This window comes from Collinsella sp. AM31-2AC, from assembly GCF_003469285.1.
Lineage (GTDB): Bacteria > Actinomycetota > Coriobacteriia > Coriobacteriales > Coriobacteriaceae > Collinsella > Collinsella aerofaciens_AT.
Genome location: NZ_QSJB01000009.1, coordinates 93,269 through 105,292, shown reverse-complemented (window position 1 = coordinate 105,292; position 12,024 = coordinate 93,269). Strand labels below are relative to the sequence as shown.

Sequence of the window (12,024 nt, the reverse complement as noted above, 5' to 3'; positions counted from 1 at the left end):
TCGGAAGGCACGTGCAGACCTTTCGTCATGGCCTCCTACCTTTCTTTCGGGCCTTTCGGCCGAATCTCTCAGCACCCTTCCGTAACGGGTGCTGCTTGCTGACAGCTCTAGTTATATCCAAATTCCAACCGCAATTCCACCTCGCCCCCGAACGGTCAACAAAGTTCGATGAACGGTATATCGAATATGATTCCCCCATAATGCACTTCGGCGTTCTAAAGTAGCTTTTCTAAGGTAAACGCTCTTTTTTCTCAAAAATCATTCGCAATTACAACTCCAATCTTTCGATTAAGAATTGCATATCTACAACGGTTTTATGTATATAAATGACGCTTGTTCGTGTTTCTGCCTGTATTCGATGATATTCAGCTATCTATCATTCTTATTCACACATACTCAGCAGTTGAGTGAGGATCTAGACCGTTTTTCGCAACGCGACGGGCGTCAGCTCTATGGCTTGACAGCGTAAGAAGTAGGTTAAGATACCGTTCGCACAATACGTCCGTGCCACAAGTCGACTAAATTGAGACAATAGTGAATAGTGTTAGGCAACCGTCCCCTGCGGGGACTGAACGGACAGATGCATATGCCGAGCAAAATCGAAAAAAAGCAAGCCGCCGCAAAGCTGCGCAAACCGCCGCGCGACTTCTCGTACACGCAGAACCGAGAGCTCAGCTGGCTGCGCTTTGATAACCGTGTGCTTGACGAAGCCTTCGACGAGACCGTTCCGCTGTTCGAGCGTCTAAAGTTCGTGTCGATTTTCGAGTCTAACCTCGACGAGTTTCTCATGGTACGCGTGGGCGGCCTGTCCGATCTGGCGGAGCTCAAAAAACAGCCTGTCGACAACAAGAGCAATATGACCGCCTCCGAACAGGTCGATGCTGTCATGGCAGAGCTGCCCGGGCTCCTTACCCGTTGGGAGTCCATTTTTAAGAACATCGAGGGCAAACTCAACGCCCTGGGCGTTCACCGCGCTCGCATCGATTCGCTTACGCCCGAGGAGCGCACCTTTGTCACCCGCTACTTCCAGGCCTACGTGTCGCCGGTCATCTCGCCGCTGGTGATCGACCCGCGCCACCCCTTCCCCAACCTGCGCAACGGCGCACTCTATCTAGCTTGCGGACTGGACGGTGTCACGGACGAGGAAAGTCTGCTGGGCCTTATCGAGATTCCCGCCTCGATGAACCGCGTGGTCGAGATTCCCTCGCCCGCCGGCACCTACTCCTACATCTTGCTCGAGGACGTCATTCTTGCCTGCTTGGACAGTTGCTTTGGCTCCTATAAGCCGCTCGACCGCGCTCTGATCCGCGTCACCCGCAATGCCGATATCGACCCGGACGGCGAGGGCGTCGAGGAGGAAGAGGATTACCGCCAGCACATGAAGCGCATCCTCAAAAAGCGTTTGCGCCTGCAGCCGGTGGTGCTTGCCGTCTCCGGTTCGCTCGAGAAGGCGACGCTCAAGACCATCCGCAAAGCGCTCGAGCTTTCGCGCCGCTCGGTTTTTACCTGCGATATCCCACTCGACCTGGGCTATGTCTTTGGCATTGAGGGCAAGATTCCCGAGTACCTGCGCAACGAGCTGCTCTTTACGCCGTTTAAGCCGCAGCCCAACCCCACCATCGATATGACCCGCTCCATCCGCGAGCAGGTACTTCAGCACGACAAGCTGCTCTTTTATCCCTATGAGGCTATGAACCCCTTCCTGGATCTGGTGCACGAGGCCGCCTACGACCCCGAGTGCATCTCACTGCGCATCACGCTCTACCGCGTGGCCAAGCAGAGCCGCCTGTGCGAGTCGCTGATCGATGCCGCCGAGAACGGCAAAGAGGTCACGGTGCTCATGGAGCTCCGCGCGCGCTTTGACGAGCAGAACAACATCGAGTGGGCCGAGCGTCTGGAAGAGGCAGGCTGCACCGTCATCTACGGCTCCGAAGGCTTTAAGTGCCACTCCAAGATCTGCCAGCTCACCTATCGCGAGGGCATGGCGCTTACACGCCTGACGCTGTTGGGCACCGGCAACTTTAACGAGAAGACGGCCAAGCTCTACAGCGACTTTATGCTCATGACCGCCCATCCCGGCATCGGCGAGGACGCCAACTTGTTCTTCCGCAACCTGTCGCTGGGCAACCTGCGCGGCGATTACCGCTTCCTGGGCGTGGCGCCCGTCGGACTGAAACCGCTCATCATGCGCGGGCTTGACCGCGAGATCCAGCGCGCCCTCGCCGGCGAGCCCGCCCGCGTGTTCTTTAAACTCAACTCGCTCACCGACCGCGAGGTCATCGACAAGATCGCCGAGGCATCGTGCGCAGGAGTCCGCGTGGACATGATCATCCGCGGCATCTCGTGCCTCAAGCCGGGCGTTCCTGGCAAGACCGAGAACGTGCATGTCCGTTCTATCGTCGGACGCTTTTTGGAGCATGCGCGCGTTTACGCCTTTGGCGTGGACTCGGACATGATCTATCTGAGCTCGGCCGACATGATGACGCGCAACACCGAGCACCGCGTGGAGATCGCCTTCCCCGTGCTCGACCCCACCTGCCGCGCCCTGGTGCACGAGTACATGAGCATGCAGCTGCGCGACAACGTGAAGGCCCGCAGCCTCACGAGCGACGGCACCTGGGTCCCCGTGGAGCGCGCAGAGGGTAAGAAACCCTTCAACTCGCAGGAAGCCCTGCTGGAGCGTGCCTACCGCAACGCCGAGGCCGCGCCCGAGCCCGTCATTGAGGCAAAGCCCGCCCCTGCTCCTAAGCCGCAGCCGGCCACACCCGAGGTTCAGAAGGTCCAGGCGACCGTCATTGAGCCCGAGCCCGCACCTGCACCTCAGCCCGAGCCGCAGGCAGCTAAGCCCGCACCCGAGACGAGCACCCGTCGCGATAAGCCCGCCGGCAAGACCAAGGCCATTGAGCGCCATCGCCCCGGTCGTGTGCGCATGGGCCTAGGCCTGATCGGCCTGGGTCTTAAGACGCTCATTACCGGCAAGACGAAATAGTCGTTTGTAGAAGCAGTTTGTAGAAGCGCCCCGCATTTGAGGAAAGCCTCGGATGCGGGGCGCTTTTCCCTGCTACCATGGTGCGAGCAACAACACGAATGACAGGCAGGGATATGAAGCTCACTATAGAATCGATGACCTACGGCGCCGACGGGCTGGCGCACGCCGACAACGGCAAGGCCGTCTTTGTGCAGGGCGCCGTGGCAGGCGACACCGTCGAGGCCGAGGTCGTACAGGACGGCAAGTCGTTCATGCGCGCCCGCACGACCGAGATTCTGGAGCCGAGCCCCGATCGCATTCAGCCCCCCTGCCCCTTCGTTGGCATCTGCGGCGGTTGTTCGTGGGGCAATCTCTCACGCACGGCACAGCTCGCCGCCAAGGAGCAAAACCTGCGCTCCACGCTCGAGCGCATCGGCAAGTTCGCTCCTGAGCAGGTCGATGAGTTGGTACAGCCCATCTGCCACACCAAGGACGACTGGGGCTACCGCAATAAAATCGAGCTCGAACCGACCGTCGTCAACGGTCGCGTGCGCCTTGGCATGCACGGTGTCGACCCCAGCAAAATCGTGACCGTCGATGCGTGCCCGCTGTTCGATAAGCGCTTCCCGAAGGCGCTCAAATCGGTCGTCGGCGCACTCAACTATCTAAGCGGCAGCCATGACTTGGGACTCGAACGCGTGGGCATTCGTGCATCGCGCCGTACCAAGGCACTCGAGGTCGCACTCTGGACGCCTACAGGCTCTTTTCCGCGCTCGCAGGTCTCCCGCGTGCTGGCGGACGCCGCTCATCCCACGAGCATCGTGCGCGTGATGAGCAAGGGCGAAAAGAAAGCCCGCCGCGTCTCCAAGGTGGAGATGCTCGCCGGCGAGGGCTCCTGGACCGAGAACATCGCCGACGGCCAGATGCGCCTTTCGGCCCCGTCGTTTTTCCAGGTCAACACCAAGGGTGCCGAGATTTTAATCGAGCTTGTCATGGAGGCACTCGACCCCCAGGAAGACGAACTTGCCGGAGATCTGTATTGCGGCGCTGGAACCTTTACCCTGCCGCTCGCCCGCCGCTGCGACTTTGTTGCCGCCGTCGAGGCCTACGGACCGGCCGTGCGCGACCTGCGCCGTAACCTCGAGATCAACAAACTCGATAACGTCGACGTCATCGGCGGCGATGCCGTGCGCGAGTTCCCCGACCAGGACGCCGATGTCCTGGTGGTCGACCCGCCGCGTGCAGGCCTCGCCCCCGAGGCGATCGACCTTATCGCCAGCACGAGTGCCCGCGATGTCGCCTACGTGAGCTGCGACCCGGCCACCCTGGCGCGCGATCTCAAACGCTTTGTCGAGGAAGGCACCTTCTCCCCCGTCAAGATCACGCCAGTCGACCTGTTCCCGCAAACCTTCCACTGCGAAACCGTCGTCCACCTCAAGCGTAACTAGACCGTTTGCCCAAGACCACGCCCGATGATTTTTCTGGGACGGGGATAAAAAAATTTGTTCTGAATGATTATTTAATCCCCGTCCCGAAATTGAACCGCCCCCTCATTTCTTGGACATTAGAAATGGGGGGCTTCTTTATGGACGGGAAAGTCGAACACGACGCCACGCTGAGGACTCTTGCAGCAGAGTTTTGCGACAGGGGATACGGGCGCACCGAAGGCCGAAGGGCGCCCGGACCCGGCCGGGGCCGGCGGCGCGCGAGGGCGAGCTCTTGCGACGGAGCTGCTGCCCGGGCGCCTGAAGGACGAGTTCTACAGGAACCGGACGTGGCGGAGCTTCGAGGAGTTCAAGCGGGACCTCCACGCCTACACCGTTCACTGGAACAAGAGGAGGCAGGTTAAGCAAAAGGGACTGACCCCGGAGGAGTTCCGGAATCAGTCCCCATGTGCGGCATAGGCCGCTAATTGACCCGTCTAAGTTTCGGGGCGCAGTTCATTTCAGCGCCGCCCGAGAAAGCTAAACGCCTTCTGGCAGGTTGTCCCGGGCCGAGGGCGGCCACCTTGATCGCCCTCGGCCCTCACCCACCTCAACTGCTCCTCAATTACATAGAGCTGATTGAGGAGGGCGCAAGCTAGTGGGCGCCTTCCTCCTCGTCGTTGGGTCGGTAGGTGATGAACTCGATAACAAAGGCCAGGACGGCGGAAATGAGCGAGGCGATGATCGCGAAGATCATATGGGAGATCCCGGCGCCACCAGGGGTCCCGTCGATGAAGTTGAGCAGGTTGAAGACGCCGAGGCCGCCCGAGATGTACATGAGAGCGCCAGTCATTCCCACGATAGCGCCGCCCACGGCGGAGCTCAGGCATGCCACGACGAACGCGCGCTTGTTGGGGAGGGCGATGCCGTAGATGCCCGGCTCGGTGACGCCGAAGAAGAAGGCGGAGATCATCGCGGGAAGGGCGATGCCGCGGAAGCGCTCGTCCTTGTTTCTGAGGTACATGGCAAAGATGACCGCTCCGAGTGCGAACCCGTGGCCGATGGTGGCGGCGAGCACGCTATCGTGGCCGAGGGTGTTCAGGTTCATGATGGAGATGGGGATGAGGCTCCAGTGGAAGCCGAAGATGACGAGGCACATCCACAGTCCGCCGACTAGGGCGCTGCCCAGGACGGAACCAACCACGGGGAGCTGGAAGATGAACGAGAACGCCGCGCTCAGCAGGTTGGTGATGAGGGTGGCCACTGGGCCGATGATGAGGTACCCCAAGACGATGGAGACCGTCATCGTGGCAAGCGGGACAAGGAACATCTTGAGCGCAGCCGGCATCCAGCTCTTGAGCCAGCGCTCAAGGATAGAGCCGAACCACACCATGAGAAGGACGGGGATCACCGAGCTCACGTAGCCGGACACGGGCATGATGATGGGGAGCCCGAGGGCGGTGGCGTACCACGAGAACGTGCCGGCCACGCCGAGGTCGATGCTGCCGAGCGCCTCGCCCGAGGTCAGGGCGACCATCGTCGGGTAGAGGAGCGCCACGCCGATTGCCACACCGGTGAACTCGTTCATGCGGAACTTGCGCGCGGCACTGAACGCCAGGGCGACGGGAAGGAAGTAGAAGAAGCCGTCAGCCACGGTGTAGAGCAGCGTGTAGAGGCCGTCGTTTGCAAAGTCCGGGACGAAGTAGGTGATGAGGGCAAGCAGTCCCTTCATGATGCCTGCGGCGGCAAGCGGTCCCAGGATGGGCTGGAAGATGCCAGAGATGAGGTCGATGATGACGGAGGCCACGGTCTTCTCGCCCTGGGGCTCGTCGTCGGCGCTTGCGCCGCTCGAGAAGTTGCCGGCCTCCAGGACCGCGTCGTAGACGTCCTCGACGATGTTACCCACGACCACCTGGTACTGGCCGTTGGCCTGGATGACCTGGATGACGCCCTTGAGGGCCTCGATCTTGGCCGTGTTGGCGCGGGACTCGTCCTTGAGCTTGAAGCGCACGCGCGTGATGCAGTGCGCGACGCTGGCGACGTTCTCAGCGCCGCCTACGTTCTCGAGTATGGATCTGGCCAGGTCGTCGTATTTTTCAGCCATTATTTTCTCCTTAGTGATATTGCCCGGGTGGTTAGCCCAGGTCGCCTCCGTTGGTGGCGATGGCCTGTTGATACCAGTAGAAGCTCTTCTTGCGCCTGCGCTCGAGCGTGCCGTTGCCCAGGTTGTCGCGGTCCACGTAGATGAAGCCGTAGCGCTTCTCCATCTCGCCGGAGCCCGCGCTCACGAGGTCGATCGGCCCCCAGGTGGTGTAGCCGAGCATCTCGACGCCGTCCTGCTCGATAGCGTCGCGCATGGCCTCGATGTGCTCGCGCAGGTAGGCAATGCGGTAGTCATCCTCGATCGTGCCGTCGGGAAGCACCTCGTCATAGGCGCCGAGGCCGTTCTCCACCACAAAGAGCGGCTTCTGGTAGCGGTCCCAGAGGTCGTTGATCGTGATGCGGAACCCCAGCGGGTCGATGACCCAGCCCCAGTCGCTCGTGCGCACGTAGGGGTTCTCTACGCCGGCGAAGGCGTTGCCCTCGGCGACGCCGCCCACGGAATCGGGGTCGCCCGCGGTACAGCGCGAGGAGTAGTAGCTAAACGAGATGAAGTCGACGGTGTTCTCCGCAAGGATGCGCTCGTCCTCGGCGGTCATGCCCACGTCGATGCCCTCGCGCTCGAGCATCTTGAGCGCGTAGCCGGGGTAGTGCCCGCGTGCCTGCACGTCCACGAAGAAGAGGTCCTCCTGGTTCTTGACCTGCGCTGCACGGACGTCCTCGGGACGACAGGAGTAGGGGTAGTAGCTTCCCGCGGCGAGCATGCAGCCAACCTTGTTCTCCGGGTCGACCTCGTGGGCGATCTTGGTGGCCCAGGCGCTCGCCACAAGCTCGTTGTGCGCGGCGCGGTACTCGGCCTCGCGGGCATTCTCCCCGGGCTCGAGGACGATGCCGGCACCCATGAAGGGACGGTGCAAGATCATGTTCATCTCGTTGAACGTGATCCACCAATGCACGAGGCCGCGGTAGCGGTTGAAGAGCACCTTCACGAGCCGCTTGTAGAGCTCGATGAGGGCGCGGTTTCGCCAGGCGCCGTACTTCTTGACGAGGTGGATGGGGCAGTCGAAGTGTGTGATGGTCACGAGGGGCTCGATCCTGTGCTCGCGGCAGCAGCGGAACACGTCCTCGTAGAAGGCGAGCCCGGCCTCGTTGGGCTCCTCCTCGTCGCCATTGGGGAAGATGCGGCTCCAGGCAATGGAGAGGCGAAAGACCTTAAAGCCCATCTCCGCGAAGAGGGCTATGTCCTCGCGGTAGTGGTGGTAGAAGTCGATGCCCGTCTGGGCCGGGTAGTAGTACCCGGGCTCAAAGTCGATCATGCGCCTCAGGCCGCGACTTACGTCGTTGCGCTCCGACCCGTGTGGGATGACGTCGACATTGGCAAGGCCGCGGCCGCCCTCGTCATAACCTCCCTCGCATTGGTTAGCAGCGGTGGCTCCTCCCCAAAGGAACCCTTTTGGAAATGGCATGGTGCCTCCTTCTCTCTGGCGCCCCCACCTCTGCGGGGACGCTTTATAACGTCCTTGCGACCTCACGCGCCGGGCCCGTGGCCCTTTCCCTGATGCGCGTGGGCCGCCCGTGAAGGGGTGACTAGCCGACGGCTTGTCCTGCGGCGGCGCGACGTGCCTCCCGGCCTCCAAGCAGGGAGGGGACCTGTGCCAGGCACACGCCGGCGAGGATGATGGCGACGCCCAGCCACTCGACGACGCCGAGCGGCTCGCCGAGGACGATCATGGCTATGAGCAGGCCGGCGGGGAGTTCCGCGGCGGCCATGACAGTGGAGAGACCCGCGGGCAGGTGCGGAGAGCCCATGCCGAAGAGCAAGACCGGGCAGAGCATGCCAAAGAAGCCGGCGATGACGGCAAAGGGCAGGATGCCCTGGGCGAGGACGCCCGAGACGACGTAGTCCGGGCACACCGTGAGCGACATGACCACGGAGCCCGCGCACACGATGACGCCGCGCTGCTCGGACGAGCAGGGGGCCTCGACCTTGCCGGAGAGGGTGACAAAGAGGGAGCAGGACACGGCCGCACCCAGCGCGCAGAGCAGGGCCACGGGGTCGTACCCGGTGATGCCGGTCTTGTAAACGCCGCTCGCGAACACCGTCCCGAAGACGATGGCCAGGGCGGAGGCCACTTGGAGGGGCCTCGGCGGCCGGCGCGTCATGACGGTCTGCCACACGAGCCCCAGCCACGTGAACTGGAAGAGGAGCGTGAGCGCCACCGGGGCGGGCAGCACGCTCATGGCGTAGCAGTAGAGGATTGAGGTGAGGCAGGTGAGGGCTCCCAGGCCCATGAGCTTAAGGGCGAGCTTCCAGCCCACGCGCTGCCAGCGGTGCCCGAGTGCGTGCCCTGCGAGCGTGGCGAGGGCGAAGAAGAGGCAGCCGAGCCACGCTTGGCTCGCCACCACCTGTGCCGAGGTGAAGCCCGCGGCGTAGGCGAGCTTGTAGGTCGTGGCCATCGCGCCGTAGCAGGCGCCGCCCGCAAAGACCTGGAGCGCCGCCTTGGCCTGTCCCGCGCCCGTGGCTCCCGCCCCGGCGGCCTGTTGCTTGATTGTGTTTGTTCCTGCCATTCGGCTCCCTTCCGTCTGCTGTCTTGCAGACGCACATCTCGTGCGTCTGTTCCCTGCAGTCGGAAGGTGGGCTCGTGCGGTCTTCTGGCGGTGCATGTGGCACCTGCTGCCAAGACGAAAAAAGCCACGCAACCGACTGCTCGGTTGCGTGGCAAAAAGGTGGCTAGCGCCCAGAAAAGTCCACGCGTTTTTAGACTGGGACAATGTACTACAACAGGTGAGATTCTGTCAAGAAAAACCGAGGAAAAAAGCGAGCCTCTGCCCGCCGTACCTGTGGCGGTCGTTCCCCGAACGGGGCGGTGCTGTTGGGGGCTGTCTCGATCTGTAACAGTAAGACCCGGTTTTGGTCCGTAGATGTTACAGATTTAGACGTTTTGTCGGGGCGGTTTCCGTTTGTCTTGATCTGTAACAGTTAGGGGTCAAAAGTGGGTCTAGATGTTACAGATTGAGATTGTTGAGGATGGGTGAGGGTAGCTAATTCGGACGGGGCTATTTTAGCTACCCTGCAAGTGGGGTAGCTAAAATAGCCCCGTCCCTTTTTAAACAATGGAAAATCGAGCGTGGCAAGCGGAGGTCTTCGGGGTATAAGACGGCTAATTGTATGCCGCCTTACGAAAGGAACTCTCATGCCCAGCGTTGCCGTTCTCGCCGCCGATGGCTTTGAAACGATTGAATGCCTGACCATGGTCGACGTCATGCGTCGCGGCGGCGTGCGCGCCACGCTCGTCTCGATCATGCCCACGCGCGAGGTCGTAAGCTCGCTGCAGATTCCCGTGACTTGCGATACCCTCTTTGACGAGATCAACTTTGACGAGTACGACTGCGTCGTGCTGCCCGGCGGCCTGCCCGGTGCCACCAACCTGCGCGCCGACCAGCGCGTCTGCGACGTAGTCTGCGATTTCGCCGCGACCAAGCACGTTGCCGCCATCTGCGCCGCCCCGTTTATCCTGGGCGAGCTTGGTCTACTCGAGGGGCGCCGCGCCACATGCTTCCCTGGCTTTGAGAAGAGCTTCCCCGAGGGAGCTTATACCGGCGAGAAGGTCACGCAAGACGGCAATATCATCACTGCCAGCGGCATGGCGCAGTCACTCCCCTTTGCCTTGGAGCTGCTGCGCACGCTCGCCGGTGACAAGGCCGTCGAGAAGGTCGCCGAGGGCATCCAACTATGATCTTGGCTTCGCAATCGCCGCGCCGCATTGAGCTGATGCACGAGGCAGGCTACAACATTCGCGTGATTCCCGCAGATATCGATGAAACGCCCTTTGATGGCGAAGCTCCGCTTACGCTCGTCGAGCGTTTGGCGCGTGCCAAAGCCGCTGCCGTCGCCGCCGAGCATGCCGAGCCCAATGAGCTGACCGTCGCGGCCGATACCATCGTCACCTTCGATGGCAAGATTTTGGGTAAGCCGGCAAACGAGGACGAGGCGCGCACCATGCTCCGCGAGCTTTCGGGCCGCACGCACCAGGTTGCGACCGGCGTCTGCATCGTTAAAGCCGGCGACGCTACAGCTCCGCATGCCGCCGAGAGTCTGTCGTTTGTCGATGTGACCGACGTGACGTTCTATGAGCTTACCGAAGAGCAGATCGAGCACTATGTCGCCTCGGGCGAGCCCATGGACAAAGCCGGCGCCTACGGCATCCAGGGCACAGGCGGCCGCATGCTCGTGCATGACATTTCGGGCGACTTCTACAACGTGGTGGGCTTGCCCATCGCTCGCGTCGCACGCGCGATTCAAAAACTCTCGTAATTGCATCTGGCGCTGGGTATCCCCCAGCGCCTACAATTTTGCCGTACCGTACGGATCCCGACCGGGCATAAGGCCCGGCGGAAAACCGATAGGAGAAAAAATGGACACGCTGCTCGAAGCCATCGATGTTTGCAATGTCGATGGCTTTTGCTATGGCAACTATACGGACGAGGAGGCCGGCACCGGTTGCACCGTAATCGTGGCACCCGAGGGCGCCACCGGCGGCGTTGACGTTCGCGGCGGTGCTCCAGCATCGCGCGAAACCGACCTGCTGCGACCCGAGAACACCGTCGACAAGGTCCACGCCGTCTGCCTTTCGGGCGGATCGGCCTTTGGTCTGGAGGCCGCAAGCGGCGTCGCCCGCGAGCTCGAGAGCCGCGGCATCGGCCTTCCCGTCGGCCCCACGCAGGTGCCTATCGTGTGCTCCAGCTGCATCTTCGACCTCGCCTTTGGCGATCCCACCGTGCGCCCCGACATAGAAGCCGGCATCGCCGCCGTGCGCGAGGCACTCGACAACACCCCCACCACACTCGAGCAGGGCAATGTGGGTGCCGGCACCGGTGCTACCGTAGGAAAGCTCATGGGCCCCGCCACCTGCATGAAGGCCGGCCTTGGCGCTGCCGCCGTGGCGCTCGGCCCTGTCAAGGTGGGTGCCGTGGTCTCGGTCAACGCCTGCGGCAACGTCGTCGACCCGACCACGGGCGAGTGGGTAGCCGGCATGCGCGCCGCAGCCGATAGCGACCAGATCGTCGACATGGAGCTCGCCGCTTTTGCCGCCGCCGGCTCTATGCAGATGCCGCTCAACCGCACCAACACCACCATCAGCTGCATCGTCACCAACGTGGAACTCACTAAGGCCCAGGCCACCAAGGTCTCCCAGATGGCAGCAGACGCCTACGCGCACGCCATTCGCCCCACGCATACCACCAACGACGGCGACACCATCTACACCCTTGCCAGCGGCAAACTGGGCGCCCAGGCAAGCGCTGCCGTTCCCCTAGACCTGCTGGGCATGCTCGCCGTAAGGGCCCTACAGACCGCCATCGTAAACGGAGCCAAAAACGCCAAAACCTCCCACGGCATACCTGGCGCCGCAAAGTAAACCAGCTCGTCCGGTTGCCCGGTGGGGTTTGGTTATGTTTGCTGCTCTACAGTCCTGGCTCGCACGAAGAGCACATTAAGTGCTCTTCGGCTCGTGCGGAACTCGCGACAAACAT

At 62.1% G+C, this 12,024-nt stretch carries 9 protein-coding genes; 6 read left to right on the top strand and 3 right to left on the bottom strand.

All coding sequences use genetic code 11. The features are described from left to right. The first annotated feature begins 580 nt into the window (after positions 1 to 580). From ppk1 to DW796_RS10765, 3 genes are all read left to right on the top strand, one after another. A complete protein-coding gene (gene ppk1, locus DW796_RS05860; RefSeq protein ID WP_118094547.1) occupies positions 581 to 2,989 on the top strand; it encodes a polyphosphate kinase 1 in 2,409 nt (802 codons plus the stop codon). Positions 2,990 to 3,087: 98 nt separating this feature from the next. Next, a complete protein-coding gene (gene rlmD, locus DW796_RS05855; RefSeq protein ID WP_118094546.1) occupies positions 3,088 to 4,416 on the top strand; it encodes a 23S rRNA (uracil(1939)-C(5))-methyltransferase RlmD in 1,329 nt (442 codons plus the stop codon). 177 nt (positions 4,417 to 4,593) lie between these two features. Beyond that, on the top strand, positions 4,594 to 4,872 hold the full coding sequence (locus tag DW796_RS10765; protein WP_199407134.1) for an IS3 family transposase: 279 nt from the start codon (positions 4,594 to 4,596) through the stop codon (positions 4,870 to 4,872). 175 nt (positions 4,873 to 5,047) lie between these two features. Here the strand turns inward: DW796_RS10765 and DW796_RS05845 are convergent, their stop codons facing one another. The 3 genes from DW796_RS05845 to DW796_RS05835 form a co-directional block, all read right to left on the bottom strand. Beyond that, positions 5,048 to 6,496, bottom strand: a complete 1,449-nt coding sequence (locus tag DW796_RS05845; RefSeq protein WP_118094545.1) for a PTS transporter subunit EIIC — start codon at positions 6,494 to 6,496, stop codon at positions 5,048 to 5,050. Positions 6,497 to 6,527: 31 nt separating this feature from the next. Further along, positions 6,528 to 7,958, bottom strand: a complete 1,431-nt coding sequence (locus DW796_RS05840) for a 6-phospho-beta-glucosidase (protein WP_118094544.1) — start codon at positions 7,956 to 7,958, stop codon at positions 6,528 to 6,530. 121 nt (positions 7,959 to 8,079) lie between these two features. Then, positions 8,080 to 9,060, bottom strand: coding sequence for an EamA family transporter (locus DW796_RS05835; RefSeq protein WP_117635390.1), 981 nt, complete (start codon positions 9,058 to 9,060; stop codon positions 8,080 to 8,082). A 626-nt stretch (positions 9,061 to 9,686) separates the two neighbouring features. Between DW796_RS05835 and DW796_RS05830 the strand changes: the two genes are divergently transcribed. From DW796_RS05830 to DW796_RS05820, 3 genes are all read left to right on the top strand, one after another. Continuing rightward, positions 9,687 to 10,229 carry a DJ-1 family glyoxalase III gene (locus tag DW796_RS05830; protein ID WP_117655326.1) on the top strand — a complete coding sequence of 181 codons (543 nt, stop codon included), beginning with the start codon at positions 9,687 to 9,689 and terminating at the stop codon, positions 10,227 to 10,229. Further along, on the top strand, positions 10,226 to 10,807 hold the full coding sequence (locus DW796_RS05825; protein WP_118094543.1) for a nucleoside triphosphate pyrophosphatase: 582 nt from the start codon (positions 10,226 to 10,228) through the stop codon (positions 10,805 to 10,807). The genes DW796_RS05830 and DW796_RS05825 overlap by 4 nt, the downstream gene beginning before the upstream one ends. A gap of 100 nt (positions 10,808 to 10,907) precedes the next feature. After that, entirely contained in the window at positions 10,908 to 11,909 is a 1,002-nt protein-coding gene (locus tag DW796_RS05820) for a P1 family peptidase (RefSeq protein ID WP_118094542.1), read from the top strand. The last annotated feature ends 115 nt before the right edge of the window (positions 11,910 to 12,024 follow it).